Here is a 14,246-nt window from a genome sequence, read left to right on the forward strand (position 1 = left end):
TATAGTGGTGAGAATATCAGATTAAAAATAAGGTGTTGCCTATGAATGCGAGTGAATTACAACCCGTAGTGCAATTTCTCAAGGGGTTAGTTCCCTTTGATACCTTACCTGATGAGGTGGTTTTACGTTGTGCTAAGGCAATCACCATAGGTTATTACAGTAAGGCTTCGGGCTATGTTAGCTTCGATGCCAATGCACCGAAACTATATATAGTACGCAGTGGTGCTTTTGAGGTGAGAGATCCTGAAGGCGTGTTAGTTGATAGAGTGGGTGAAGGTGAATTTTTTGGTTTTTCTACACTGCTATCGGGGGAGAAGGTTGTTAACAAAGTGGCAATACTGGAGGATGGTCTGGTTTATCATCTACCGCAACCTTTGTTTGATCAATTAAGGAGTGAGAGCCGACATTTCGATAAGTTTTTCACCCGAGCTTTTGCAAAGCGTCTTCGGCATGAGGCGCGTTTTAAAGCAAAAGATCTCACGACAACAAGTCGTATCAGTACGTTAATGTCTTCCGATCCTATTATGATTGATGCCCATGCCAGTGTTACCCAAGCTGCACTCCTGATGCGAAATGCGCGCGTATCTTCTTTGTTGGTGACGGATAATCATAAATTAGTGGGTATTTTAACGGATAAGGATTTACGTAATCGAGTATTGGCAGTAGGCCTCGATGGTCGCCTAGCTGTACATCAAGCAATGACGGTTTCACCGATTTCTATTTCGTCGAATGCATTAATTTTTGAAGCTATGCTATTGATGAGTGAGCATAATATTCATCATTTACCTATTATTGATGAAGGTAAGGCTATTGGCATGGTAACCAGTACCGATATCTTGCGTGGACAAGGTTCTCAGCCGCTGTTGCTTATTGGGGAAATTGAGCGTCAGCAGGATCTGGCGAGCTTAATCTCTGTCAGTAAGCAAATTCCACTATTGCTGCAGAATTTAATCAGTGCCGATGCTAGGGCTGAAGAAATTGGACGTGTATTGACTTCGGTTACCGATGCACTGACGCGGCGGTTAATCGTGCTTAATCAGCAGCTTCTTGGTGATCCACCGATGGCCTTTTGTTGGTTAGCGTTCGGCTCTCAAGGTCGACAGGATCAAGCTGCATGTTCGGATCAAGATAATGGTCTACTGGTTGCAGAAGAAATGGATGACTATGCGAAGGGATATTTTGATGCGCTTACCCATGCGGTATGTTCTGGGTTAGATCAGTGTGGCTATGTTTTTTGTCCAGGTAATATCATGGCACAAAATCCACAATGGCGAATGTCACTAAAACAATGGCAGCACCTATTTGAAAAGTGGGTGATAACCCCAGAACCTAAAGCGCTAATGCATGCCAGTATTTTTTTTGATATGCGCTCGGTTTATGGGCCACAGACCTTATTTGATGCATTGCAGGATAAAGTATTAGCGCAAACCCGTGATAACGATATCTTTCTTGCGGGAATGACGGGGAATTCGTTGATTGAATCTCCCCCCTTAGGTTTTTTCCGCACATTTGTGCTCGAGCGTGATGGTAGTGAAGTAAAAGGTATTGATTTAAAACATAAAGGTAATGCATTAATTAATGATATCGCCCGTGTCTATGCGCTGTCAGCAGGCATAAAAGAAGTCAATACAGCCAAACGTATTCGCGCTTTGATGGATGCCAATATCCTCAATCGTAAGGATGCACTCAATTTGGCCGATGCCCACGAGTTTATCGCCCATATGCGCTTAGCTAATCAAGGTTACCAATATACTCAGGGGCAAAAAGTGAGTAACTACTTGTTACCTGGTCATTTATCATCATTAGTTCGCCATCAATTACGGGACGCCTTTAAGGTGGTACATGATGCTCAATCTGGCATGAAAATGAAATTTATGCGGAGCTTTTAGGTGAGTATTCTGTTGATGAAGATGCGATTAAATTGGCGGGCTCTGCGCTGTCAGCATCAACTGTTCAAAGATTATTATCAATCACTTGTGCCTTTACTCTCGATGCCTGTATCCGAAGCCCCTTTAATGGCGATGGATTTAGAGATGACGGGGCTCGATCCTTTGCAAGATCAAATACTCAGTATAGGTCTCGTGCCTATTGAACACGGCGTGATCCCACTTGAGGGGGCACTGCAAAAGTTAGTGCAAATTCGGGGCAGCGTTGGCCAAAGTGCCACTATTCACGGCATTCTCGATAATCATTTAGTACAAGCAGTCACCATTGAAGACGCCATGGCATGGTTTATTGCTAAAACACGTGGCAGAGTGTTGGTTGCGCATCATTCCCCATTAGATTGCCGATTTTTACAGCAGGATATTTTGGCTATTTATCATCAAGCGGTATTTTTACCCTCGATAGATACCTTAATGCTTGAAAAGCGTCGATTGTTACGAGGACATCATGCTATTAAAGAAGGTAGTTTACGCCTTGGTGCTTGCCGTGAACGTTATGGTTTACCAGTCTATTCAGCCCATAGTGCATTAACTGATGCCTTAGCTTGCGCTGAACTGTTACTCGCGCAGGTGGCTGCAATGGATGGGGCAAGGCAGCTCAAAGTGGCTGAGCTAATGCAGCAATCTTCCTGATGTTGTTTGTTATTATCTCGCTTTTCATAAGGTTAACTAGATGATTATGTTTGTTGTACGTTCGCATTTGTAGACGGTCTTTCATTGCTTTATCAGGAAGAGTGTCGCATCCCTTTTTTGTACGTGATTTTAGTGATTAAAAAAGCCATCATCGGATGGCTTTTTGGGAAGTGGTGATTAATCTTATTGGCCAAAACTTAGTTACAAAAATAATCAACCGCACGTTTGACCAGTTCAATGCCACTTTGATCGCAAGGAGGTAACTCTGCATCACTTATATTAAGCGGCTTCACTCGCTCACCCCATTGAAGAAGAAGTGCTGCTGAAGTTAATCCGGCCCCAAAAGCGCATGACAGTATGGTTTGATGTGGCTTGATAAGTTCTTTTTCCAAGGCGTCACAAATGGCAATCGGAATCGTCGCCGCTGAGGTATTGCCATAGTTAGCAATATTCACAAAAGCTTTTTCTTTCGGGATTTTCATTCGACTGACAAGTGTATCGATAATACGTTCATTCGCTTGATGCGGAATGACTAAATCGACCTCGTCTTTATCTACACCACATTTTTCAAGCACTTGAGTGCTTAACTTGTTCATACCATTAATGGCGCGTTTAAAGATTTCTTGCCCATCAAATTGAATATAAAAATCTAAAGATTCGGCGGAGAATCTATCCATAGCGGTACCGAAACCCGCTTTTAGAATATCACGGCCATCAGGGTCATTATTAAGCTCATAACCGAGCACACCACCTGGAATAGTTGAGGCTTCTACTACAACTGCACCCGCACCATCACCAAATAGTACTGCGGTTTCACGGCGCGACCAATCTAAATAGAAAGATAGGCGTTCAGCCCCGATCACTAAAACTTTTTTGCTCTGGCCGCTTTTAATTTGAGAGCTCGCTAAACCTAAGCCGTATAGAAAACCGCTACAGGCTGCGTTGATATCAAATGCAGCGCAGTTTGAACCAATATTGGCTTGTACCGTCGATGCAATATTGGGGATTAATGTATCTGGACTGGCACTTGCCAGAATGATCATATCTATCTCACTGCCATCGATGCCCGCTGCTGCAAGGGCTCGCTTTGCGGCAACGGATGCCAGTTCAGAGGTATTCACATGGCTGATATGACGTTGACTGATCCCTGTGCGCGATTTAATCCATTCATCGGACGTTTCGATAAAAGTTGCAAGATCATCGTTAGTCAAGGTTGCGGGGGGGACACACTTGCCCCAACCTGTGATAGTGGCGTACTGCATGGTAGTTTCTCTCAAATAAAAAAGGCAGAACTTGAAGTGCTGCCTTGAATCGACAACAAAGCTTATCGGTATAACCAATAACTGTCCGTGATCTAGTCCACCTGTTTGGCGACAAGCTCGCGGATAGTCATTGCGGCATGCAAAATATGATGTCGCAGTAACGCCGTTGCTTTCTCTGTTTCTCTTAATTTGCAATGGTTGAGCAGGGCACGGTGCTCATGCTCTGCAGCAGGAATCCCCCCTGCCAACAACAATTGCAAACGAATATATCTATCGCAGTTTGTATTAAGGCCGTGGACGACCTCAAGGGTATGTGGGCGATTAGCGGCTTGATATAAACAAGTGTGAAATTGTGTATTTAGCTCGCTCCAACTGGCGACGGCATCTTCATGTTTAAAGGCCGATTCCAATTGCTCAAGTACCTGTTCTGCTTTAATTAAATCTTGTTCTTGGAGTTGCGGAATTGCCTTTGCAAGCAGATCCGTTTCAATCATTGCTCGTAATTCAAATAGTTCAGTAACTTGTTCGACGGATAATACGGTTGCAGTTGCACCCTTATGCGGTTCGAATTTGACTAACCCTTCCGCTTCGAGTTGCACTAATGCTTCTCTTACTGGGATCCTACTCACATGCAAGGCTTCAGCTAAAGCACTTTGTCTGAGCGGTTCTCCTGCGGCTATGTCCCCTGAAAGAATTTTCTCTCTGAGCGCTTCTACAACTAACTGAGTGCGGGTTTTGTGGACTATAGGCGTAGTTCGACTCATTTTTCCGTCTATTTTCGGCTGTTCTTTCATTATCCGCCCAAGGTTACCGCTAAAAACACCACAAATAAAGGGGCATGCTCGATTGAGTACATGGATAATGAGATGGATTTAACGATATAAAGTGTATGTTTTAATCTTCTTTACCGCTGAGTTGAGATTTTCCGTGTTAGATATCCTTTTGCGTAGCATCACTAAACCCTATTGCTTCTAAGCACCTATTGCTTCTAAGCATGAGTTCCTCTGTATGGGGCCCATCGAAGTAAAGGTGAACTTCGCGGTGCAATTTATTGCAATGAATGAAATAATACCCAACAGAACGCCTTGGGCGATGTTTTGAGTGGAGTAAGTACTGTGGTTGCAGTCAATCGAGCCGTTTTTTTAGACCGTGATGGTGTTATCAATAAAGATCATGGTTATGTACATCAAGTTGATGATTTTGAATATATCGAAGGTGTGTTCGAAGCATGTCTCGCATTAAAAAAAATGGGCTACAAGTTAGTCGTCGTCACTAACCAATCCGGTATAGCCCGCGGTATGTACAGTGAAGATCAGTTTCACAGTTTAACAGAGTGGATGGATTGGAACTTTGCCGATAAAGGGGTTGATCTCGATGGCATCTACTACTGCCCGCACCATGCAGAAAAGGGGATGGGTGAATATAAAGTTGATTGTGATTGCCGTAAACCCAAGCCTGGTATGCTTAACGATGCCGCTAAATTCTTAAAAGTCGACTTATCACAGTCAGTGATGGTGGGTGATAAAGCTGATGATATGCAGGCGGCAAAAGCGGCAGGTGTGCCAACACGTATATTAGTGCGTAGCGGTAAAGTGATTGCAGACAGTAGTGATGCAACAATAGTGCTCGATAGTATTGCTGATGTACCTGATTACTTGAAAGCCTAGCTTAGATTTCACCCTAAACTCAGCAATAGGGTTGATTAAATATACATTTAGTTTAAAAAATGTGCGCTTGAAGTGTTTTTCGTCATTATTCGCTAAAAAGGGGTTGCGATAAAATCTGCCATCCCTATAATGCGCATCCACTGACCCAGCGGGGTCAAGGTTAAACGCTGAATAAGCCGCTAATCATGCTCTTTAACAATATATCAAGCAAATCTGTGTGGACACTCACAGGTGTTAAGTTAATCGAAACTGCTTAGCCTTAGGGTTGGCAGTCAAAGAATTAAATCAATGTAACAATGAGTGTTCATAGCAATATGTACAGTTTGTTTCTTTAGTTAGAAACAAAAAATCAGAATTCATTGAGCCGCTGAAGTCGCAAGACGGAAGCAACAAAACTTTAATTGAAGAGTTTGATCATGGCTCAGATTGAACGCTGGCGGCAGGCCTAACACATGCAAGTCGAGCGGCAGCACAAGGGAGTTTACTTCTGAGGTGGCGAGCGGCGGACGGGTGAGTAATGCCTAGGGATCTGCCCAGTCGAGGGGGATAACAGTTGGAAACGACTGCTAATACCGCATACGCCCTACGGGGGAAAGGAGGGGACCTTCGGGCCTTCCGCGATTGGATGAACCTAGGTGGGATTAGCTAGTTGGTGAGGTAATGGCTCACCAAGGCGACGATCCCTAGCTGTTCTGAGAGGATGATCAGCCACACTGGGACTGAGACACGGCCCAGACTCCTACGGGAGGCAGCAGTGGGGAATATTGCACAATGGGGGAAACCCTGATGCAGCCATGCCGCGTGTGTGAAGAAGGCCTTCGGGTTGTAAAGCACTTTCAGTAGGGAGGAAAGGGTGTAGTTTAATACGCTATATCTGTGACGTTACCTACAGAAGAAGGACCGGCTAACTCCGTGCCAGCAGCCGCGGTAATACGGAGGGTCCGAGCGTTAATCGGAATTACTGGGCGTAAAGCGTGCGCAGGCGGTTTGTTAAGCGAGATGTGAAAGCCCTGGGCTCAACCTAGGAATAGCATTTCGAACTGGCGAACTAGAGTCTTGTAGAGGGGGGTAGAATTCCAGGTGTAGCGGTGAAATGCGTAGAGATCTGGAGGAATACCGGTGGCGAAGGCGGCCCCCTGGACAAAGACTGACGCTCATGCACGAAAGCGTGGGGAGCAAACAGGATTAGATACCCTGGTAGTCCACGCCGTAAACGATGTCTACTCGGAGTTTGGTGTCTTGAACACTGGGCTCTCAAGCTAACGCATTAAGTAGACCGCCTGGGGAGTACGGCCGCAAGGTTAAAACTCAAATGAATTGACGGGGGCCCGCACAAGCGGTGGAGCATGTGGTTTAATTCGATGCAACGCGAAGAACCTTACCTACTCTTGACATCCACAGAACTTTCCAGAGATGGATTGGTGCCTTCGGGAACTGTGAGACAGGTGCTGCATGGCTGTCGTCAGCTCGTGTTGTGAAATGTTGGGTTAAGTCCCGCAACGAGCGCAACCCCTATCCTTATTTGCCAGCACGTAATGGTGGGAACTCTAGGGAGACTGCCGGTGATAAACCGGAGGAAGGTGGGGACGACGTCAAGTCATCATGGCCCTTACGAGTAGGGCTACACACGTGCTACAATGGCGAGTACAGAGGGTTGCAAAGCCGCGAGGTGGAGCTAATCTCACAAAGCTCGTCGTAGTCCGGATTGGAGTCTGCAACTCGACTCCATGAAGTCGGAATCGCTAGTAATCGTGGATCAGAATGCCACGGTGAATACGTTCCCGGGCCTTGTACACACCGCCCGTCACACCATGGGAGTGGGCTGCAAAAGAAGTGGGTAGCTTAACCTTCGGGGGGGCGCTCACCACTTTGTGGTTCATGACTGGGGTGAAGTCGTAACAAGGTAGCCCTAGGGGAACCTGGGGCTGGATCACCTCCTTACCTATACGACTAACTCGATGCTTGGTCGAAAAATGCTCCTGCATTTTCGACATTCGGTACATCCGTGTACCTTTTGAGTGTTCACACAGATTTGCTTGATAGAAGAAAGAGTAAAAGATGGACCTAGTTAAATAGGTTTATCAAAGATGGGTCTGTAGCTCAGCTGGTTAGCACCCCAATCCCCTCATAAAGAGTAGGGTGAGGTCAGTGGTTCTGGATGGTTGTAGATTTATCAATAAGATGGGTCTGTAGCTCAGCTGGTTAGAGCGCACCCCTGATAAGGGTGAGGTCGGTGGTTCAAGTCCACTCTGACCCACCAATCCTTCCTTCTCAGCGTTGGAAAGTGACTCGTTTAGTGAACTAAACGTCGCCACTGTCCGCCTTGATAAGAAATGATTGGCAAACCAATCCTTTAAGAGGTTTGGAACATCTTATTTACTCGCACTGCATGTAAATGGGGCTATAGCTCAGCTGGGAGAGCGCCTGCCTTGCACGCAGGAGGTCTGCGGTTCGATCCCGCATAGCTCCACCATTTACTGCATTATGGTTAGAGATGCCAAAGATAAACTTAAAAATTATCTTTGGCTTTTTTAAGCCCGCTCTTTAACAATTTGGAAAGCTGATAGTATTAAACACAATGATGTCTGTCGTTGTGTTGATACGAAAAAAGTTTAATGCGAGAGCATTAAACATTGAGTTCTCAAACACTTTATTAAGTGTCTTGAATATTCAAGTCTAAGGCGCGTCCACTTCTTTGGTCAGAAGTGAGACAAGTAAAACCAAGCTGGTCGCAATACAATTCGAGATGTGTTTTTTCTTATTTCGATAAGATAAGCGCAGCCAATCGCTTGTTAGGCAAGGCCGTAAGTTGAATGACGAATGAGTGTAGCAGCACTACATGATTGAGGAATGAGACTTGCAACGCCGCATAACAAGAGGAGTGGCAAGCGAAAAAGAAACCTATCTGGGTTGTATGGTTAAGCGACTAAGCGTATACGGTGGATGCCTTGGCAGTCAGAGGCGATGAAGGACGTAGTAACTTGCGAAAAGCGTTGGCGAGCTAGTAACAAGCATTTGAGCTAACGATGTCCGAATGGGGGAACCCGGCCGCATAAGCGGTCATCATGTAGTGAATACATAGCTACATGAGGCGAACGAGGGGAACTGAAACATCTAAGTACCCTTAGGAAAAGAAATCAACCGAGATTCCCCTAGTAGCGGCGAGCGAACGGGGATTAGCCCTTAAGTCTATGGGGTGTTAGTGGAATGGTCTGGAAAGTCCAGCGGCACAGGGTGATAGCCCCGTACACGAAAACTAACCGTAGATGAAAACGAGTAAGGCGGGACACGTGACATCCTGTTTGAATATGGGGGGACCATCCTCCAAGGCTAAATACTCCTGACTGACCGATAGTGAACCAGTACCGTGAGGGAAAGGCGAAAAGAACCCCTGTGAGGGGAGTGAAATAGAACCTGAAACCGTATACGTACAAGCAGTGGGAGCGGTACTTGAGACCGTGACTGCGTACCTTTTGTATAATGGGTCAGCGACTTACATTTTGTAGCGAGGTTAAGCGAATAGCGGAGCCGTAGGGAAACCGAGTGTTAACTGCGCGTTTAGTTGCAAGGTGTAGACCCGAAACCCGGTGATCTAGCCATGGGCAGGTTGAAGGTTGAGTAACATCAACTGGAGGACCGAACCGACTAATGTTGAAAAATTAGCGGATGACTTGTGGCTGGGGGTGAAAGGCCAATCAAACCGGGAGATATCTGGTTCTCCTCGAAAGCTATTTAGGTAGCGCCTCGAGCGAATACCATTGGGGGTAGAGCACTGTTAAGGCTAGGGGGTCATCCCGACTTACCAACCCTTTGCAAACTCCGAATACCAATGAGTACTACTCGGGAGACAGACGGCGGGTGCTAACGTCCGTCGTCAAAAGGGAAACAACCCAGACCGTCAGCTAAGGTCCCAAAGTGTATGTTAAGTGGGAAACGATGTGGGAAGGCTTAGACAGCTAGGATGTTGGCTTAGAAGCAGCCATCATTTAAAGAAAGCGTAATAGCTCACTAGTCGAGTCGGCCTGCGCGGAAGATGTAACGGGGCTAAACATACCACCGAAGCTACGGGTGCAGCCCATTAGGGTTGCGCGGTAGAGGAGCGTTCTGTAAGCCGTTGAAGGTGAAGGGGTAACCCACGCTGGAGGTATCAGAAGTGCGAATGCTGACATGAGTAACGATAAAGGGGGTGAAAAACCCCCTCGCCGAAAGACCAAGGGTTCCTGTCCAACGTTAATCGGGGCAGGGTGAGTCGACCCCTAAGGTGAGGCCGAAAGGCGTAATCGATGGGAAACAGATTAATATTTCTGTACTTCCGCTAACTGCGATGGAGAGACGGAGAAGGCTAGGCTAGCGCGGCGTTGGTAGTCCGCGTTTAAGGTGGTAGGTGGGTGACTTAGGCAAATCCGGGTTGCTATACACTGAGAGCTGATGACGAGGTCCTACGGGACTGAAGTAGTTGATGCCATGCTTCCAGGAAAATCTTCTAAGCTTCAGGTTAGCGGGAATCGTACCCCAAACCGACACAGGTGGTCGGGTAGAGAATACCAAGGCGCTTGAGAGAACTCGGCTGAAGGAACTAGGCAAAATGGTACCGTAACTTCGGGAGAAGGTACGCTCCTGTTGGTGATGAGACTTGCTCTCTAAGCTGACGGGAGTCGCAGATACCAGGTGGCTGCAACTGTTTATCAAAAACACAGCACTGTGCAAACTCGCAAGAGGAAGTATACGGTGTGACGCCTGCCCGGTGCCGGAAGGTTAATTGATTGGGTTATCGCAAGAGAAGCTCATGATCGAAGCCCCGGTAAACGGCGGCCGTAACTATAACGGTCCTAAGGTAGCGAAATTCCTTGTCGGGTAAGTTCCGACCTGCACGAATGGCGTAATGATGGCCACGCTGTCTCCAGCCGAGACTCAGTGAAGTTGAAATTGCGGTGAAGATGCCGTATACCCGCGGCTAGACGGAAAGACCCCGTGAACCTTTACTATAGCTTGGCACTGAACATTGAACCTACATGTGTAGGATAGGTGGGAGACTATGAAGTTGGGACGCTAGTCCTGATGGAGTCGTCCTTGAAATACCACCCTTGTAGTTTTGATGTTCTAACCTAGACCCCTAATCGGGGTTAGGGACAGTGCCTGGTGGGTAGTTTGACTGGGGCGGTCTCCTCCCAAAGAGTAACGGAGGAGCACGAAGGTTGGCTAAGTACGGTCGGACATCGTACGGTTAGTGCAATGGCATAAGCCAGCTTAACTGCGAGACATACACGTCGAGCAGGTACGAAAGTAGGTCATAGTGATCCGGTGGTTCTGAATGGAAGGGCCATCGCTCAACGGATAAAAGGTACTCCGGGGATAACAGGCTGATACCGCCCAAGAGTTCATATCGACGGCGGTGTTTGGCACCTCGATGTCGGCTCATCACATCCTGGGGCTGAAGTCGGTCCCAAGGGTATGGCTGTTCGCCATTTAAAGTGGTACGCGAGCTGGGTTCAGAACGTCGTGAGACAGTTCGGTCCCTATCTGCCGTGGGCGTTGGATGATTGAGGGGAGTTGCTCCTAGTACGAGAGGACCGGAGTGAACGAACCGCTGGTGTTCGGGTTGTCATGCCAATGGCATTGCCCGGTAGCTACGTTCGGAATCGATAACCGCTGAAAGCATCTAAGCGGGAAGCGAGCCCCAAGATGAGTCATCCCTTGGACTATAAGTCCACTAAAGAGCCGTTCGAGACTAGGACGTTGATAGGCATGGTGTGTAAGCGTTGTGAGGCGTTGAGCTAACATGTACTAATGACTCGAGAGGCTTAACCATACAACCCAGATGGGTTTTACAAAGAAGCCTTAGACAGAATATAAACACTTAATGAAGTGTGGTCATAAAATGCTCCTGCATTTATGACACACAGTACATCCGTGTACTTGAACTCAAAAAACAATCAGCTTTTCAAATTATTAAATAAGATAAGAGCAGGTTTTAGTTCCTAGAACCTAGAACCTAGAACCTAGAATCTAGCAGCACGCAGTGCGCTCTCGAGTCTTGTTTAAAACCGAATATGCTTGGTGACAATAGCATTGTGGAACCACCTGATCCCATCCCGAACTCAGAAGTGAAACGCAATCGCGCCGATGGTAGTGTGGGGTCTCCCCATGTGAGAGTAGGTCATCGCCAAGCGCCCAAATAAAGACAAAAGCCCTAGCCTAAACCGCTAGGGCTTTTGTGTTTTTCCGCTTCGCGAAAACTTCCCTCGATGTCGGTCAATAAATGTTCCTTCATTATTGACACTTCCACCATCCATGGCGGTCGACCCGCCGTTAAGCGGGGTCTCCAGCTGCGCAATAAATTGTTCCGCTAGCCCGTCAGTTTTTATCCTTTATACAGAATGGTATTTTTTATTATCCTCATGTTTTCTAAACGAAAAAGGAGACATTAGGTCTCCTTTTGTTCGGTATTAACTGTTAATTTTTGTGTGAGCTTAACCTAGTAGGTTATTATCACGAACGTATTGTTCAAAATCTGTACAGCCACCAACATGTTTCTCATCAACGAAAATCTGCGGTACTGTTTCAACTGGCTTACCAACAGTTTTTTCTAAATCTGCTTTAGAGATGCCTTCTGCATGAATATCGACATATCTGAACTTGAAGTCATCACGCTTTTCAACGAGTTGCTCAGATAATTGCACCGCACGAACGCAATAAGGACAGCCTGGACGGCCAAAAATAACAACGAACATAATAGCTCCTTAGGATTACTTTAGTCGTTTTATACCATAGGCCTAAGTGAATTGATAATGTCAGCCGCGTTTATTTTCAGTTTGATAGCGACCTTGATAATCAAAATAGCTTTCGAGCAGATCCCAGCCTTTTTTATGTTTCTTCAGCAGCAAGAGATCGGGCATGCGGAATTTATCCGCGTCGTTGATTAACTCTGTCACCTTAGTGTACTTTTTTGGTTTTAATCCTGGTGTACGGCTATGGGGAAAGATGAATAAGGCATATAGGGCTCGCCACTGGGCCGGCGTTTGCAATTTAAAGCGGCGATTGAATTCATTACCGTCGATATCGAGGTACTGCACTTTCAGATTGCCGTCATCGTCGATGAGCGTCATATGTTGGCAGCGGAATAAATGATGGTGCTGCTGGCTGAGCACTTGGCGCAGGCGTTTATCGGGATCGATGAGGGTCGATTGGCAGTGCTGGCAAATGCGCGCCGCGATATCATTCTCTTCTCCGCAATCGGGGCAAGATTTAGATCTAAAGCGAAAGTCGCACTGCTGCTTTTTACCTTGCGGTTCGACGATACCCTGACAGCGGCGACCAAAGTGTTCGATAATGTCGCCATCGTCGTCCGTGAGTCCCCAGAATATATTGGCAAAATCGCACACAGGGCAATGCACTTGCACGGGTACCGATTTACTGTTGGGTTTCGCTTGGCCGACCTCGGGGAAATACAAGTCATAACCATTGGCAGCATAGTCGATGATAAGACAATCTTTTTTGCCTTCAGCGATTCGCAATCCACGGCCGATCATTTGTTGAAAAAGACTGACTGAGGCGGTTGGGCGCAAAATCGCAATTAAATCCACATGGGGCGCGTCGAAGCCTGTCGTTAGCACTGCTACGTTGACTAAAAACTTAAGCTCTTGGGCTTTAAAGCGTTCAATCGTCGCGTCACGTTCATCGTCGTGCGTTTGTGCTGTGATCATGGCGCTCTGTGCTGCGTGAGTCTGGTTGAGTAAATTAAAAATCTCATTGGCGTGGCGCACCGTTGCCGCAAAAATGATAATGCCTTTTCTATGTTGGCTCAGTTCAATGAGTTGTTTCACAATCGCTGTGGTCGCGCGGCCGTAATGCCCCAGCAAATCATTAACCTCGGCTTCGGCATATTCGCCATTCTCATTGGCTTTAAGTTGGCTGAAATCGTACTGGGCACTGAGGCCGTCGAATAGCGTAGGCGCTGTGAGGTAACCTTGTTTAATGAGTGGCCTGATGGGCAGCTCGAACACACAATGTTCAAACACGGCATGTTCGGGAGACCCCACTTTGCCGTGATAGTGTTGCTGATAAATCCAGCCAGTGCCAAGGCGATAGGGTGTGGCGGTGAGACCGAGCAATCTTAATTGGGGATTTTTCGTGCGTAAATGCTTGAGTACTTGCTGATATTGGCTGGTTTTTTCTAGGCTGACTCTGTGGCATTCATCAATAATGACTAACGAGAATGGCTGATCGAACTGCGATAATCCCCGCGCTGCTGATTGAATACTGGCAACGACGGTTTTTCCGTCGGTGGCTTTTTGATTGAGTCCCGCCGCATAAATACTGGCTTCGGTTGTCAGTAAACCGACTTTCTCTGCATTTTGTGCAACCAATTCTTTCACATGAGTAAGTACTAGCACTCGACCTTTAGCAATACGTGCCAGTTCAGCGATGACGATACTTTTGCCGGCACCAGTAGGCAAGACGAGTACGGCTGAAGCGGTGCTTTGCTTAAAATGTTGTATGGCAGCATCGACTGCTTGCTGTTGATAGTCTCGGAGGTTAACTGGCACGCTGATAAAAGATCTATATCGACCAAAATGAGGCGACAAGTTTAGCACAGTCATCAAAAAAAATGCCCCTTGGTTGGAGGGGCAAGCAAGAGAAAGGGGCAATCGGGCTCTTTCTCAACAGGGTTTCATCTTACTGAAAGTGACAACTTAGATAGATGCGCTTAATCCACACCAAACTAGATTAAGCGCGCGTAC

7 protein-coding genes, 2 tRNA genes and 3 rRNA genes are annotated in these 14,246 nt (G+C 46.7%); 8 read left to right on the forward strand and 4 right to left on the reverse strand.

The genetic code is table 11. The annotated features are described in order from the left end of the window. The first annotated feature begins 41 nt into the window (after positions 1-41). Entirely contained in the window at positions 42-1,889 is a 1,848-nt protein-coding gene (locus tag SPUTW3181_RS08615) for a DUF294 nucleotidyltransferase-like domain-containing protein (RefSeq protein ID WP_011788988.1), read from the forward strand. 15 nt (positions 1,890-1,904) lie between these two features. After that, positions 1,905-2,576 carry an exonuclease domain-containing protein gene (locus SPUTW3181_RS08620; protein WP_011788989.1) on the forward strand — a complete coding sequence of 224 codons (672 nt, stop codon included), beginning with the start codon at positions 1,905-1,907 and terminating at the stop codon, positions 2,574-2,576. A 197-nt stretch (positions 2,577-2,773) separates the two neighbouring features. Here the strand turns inward: SPUTW3181_RS08620 and SPUTW3181_RS08625 are convergent, their stop codons facing one another. Then, complete coding sequence (locus SPUTW3181_RS08625) at positions 2,774-3,838, reverse strand: ketoacyl-ACP synthase III (RefSeq protein ID WP_011788990.1); 1,065 nt, start codon at positions 3,836-3,838, stop codon at positions 2,774-2,776. Positions 3,839-3,930: 92 nt separating this feature from the next. Next, a complete protein-coding gene (locus tag SPUTW3181_RS08630; protein ID WP_014610775.1) occupies positions 3,931-4,602 on the reverse strand; it encodes a GntR family transcriptional regulator in 672 nt (223 codons plus the stop codon). 351 nt (positions 4,603-4,953) lie between these two features. Between SPUTW3181_RS08630 and gmhB the strand changes: the two genes are divergently transcribed. From gmhB to rrf, 6 genes are all read left to right on the forward strand, one after another. Beyond that, positions 4,954-5,505, forward strand: a complete 552-nt coding sequence (gene gmhB, locus SPUTW3181_RS08635; protein WP_011788992.1) for a D-glycero-beta-D-manno-heptose 1,7-bisphosphate 7-phosphatase — start codon at positions 4,954-4,956, stop codon at positions 5,503-5,505. Between the two features lie 398 nt (positions 5,506-5,903). Continuing rightward, positions 5,904-7,446, forward strand: a 16S ribosomal RNA gene (locus SPUTW3181_RS08640). Between the two features lie 242 nt (positions 7,447-7,688). Next, positions 7,689-7,765 (forward strand) — tRNA-Ile (locus SPUTW3181_RS08645). Between the two features lie 137 nt (positions 7,766-7,902). Beyond that, positions 7,903-7,978, forward strand: a tRNA-Ala gene (locus SPUTW3181_RS08650). 443 nt (positions 7,979-8,421) lie between these two features. Further along, positions 8,422-11,314 (forward strand): 23S ribosomal RNA (locus tag SPUTW3181_RS08655). A 244-nt stretch (positions 11,315-11,558) separates the two neighbouring features. Next, positions 11,559-11,674, forward strand: a 5S ribosomal RNA gene (gene rrf / locus SPUTW3181_RS08660). Together the 16S, 23S and 5S rRNA genes with 2 tRNA genes alongside form the textbook arrangement of a ribosomal RNA operon. Before the next feature lie 301 nt (positions 11,675-11,975). On the opposite strand, the gene SPUTW3181_RS08665 is transcribed toward rrf, so the two are convergent. Next, positions 11,976-12,236: a GrxA family glutaredoxin gene (locus SPUTW3181_RS08665; RefSeq protein WP_007648921.1), complete on the reverse strand. Its 261-nt coding sequence runs from the start codon at positions 12,234-12,236 to the stop codon at positions 11,976-11,978. A 60-nt stretch (positions 12,237-12,296) separates the two neighbouring features. Then, positions 12,297-14,105, reverse strand: coding sequence for a DEAD/DEAH box helicase (locus SPUTW3181_RS08670; RefSeq protein ID WP_011788993.1), 1,809 nt, complete (start codon positions 14,103-14,105; stop codon positions 12,297-12,299). Positions 14,106-14,246: the final 141 nt, after the last annotated feature.

The organism is Shewanella sp. W3-18-1 (assembly GCF_000015185.1).
Lineage (GTDB): Bacteria > Pseudomonadota > Gammaproteobacteria > Enterobacterales > Shewanellaceae > Shewanella > Shewanella putrefaciens.

Bases quoted from the DNA above. Each gene is read 5' to 3' on its own strand.
- SPUTW3181_RS08625 (WP_011788990.1), bottom strand. From the start codon at position 3,838: ATGCAGTACGCCACTATCACAGGTTGGGGCAAGTGTGTCCCCCCCGCA.
- SPUTW3181_RS08630 (WP_014610775.1), bottom strand. From the start codon at position 4,602: ATGAGTCGAACTACGCCTATAGTCCACAAAACCCGCACTCAGTTAGTT.
- SPUTW3181_RS08615 (WP_011788988.1), top strand. From the start codon at position 42: ATGAATGCGAGTGAATTACAACCCGTAGTGCAATTTCTCAAGGGGTTA.
- SPUTW3181_RS08620 (WP_011788989.1), top strand. From the start codon at position 1,905: ATGAAGATGCGATTAAATTGGCGGGCTCTGCGCTGTCAGCATCAACTG.
- SPUTW3181_RS08670 (WP_011788993.1), bottom strand. From the start codon at position 14,105: ATGACTGTGCTAAACTTGTCGCCTCATTTTGGTCGATATAGATCTTTT.
- SPUTW3181_RS08665 (WP_007648921.1), bottom strand. From the start codon at position 12,236: ATGTTCGTTGTTATTTTTGGCCGTCCAGGCTGTCCTTATTGCGTTCGT.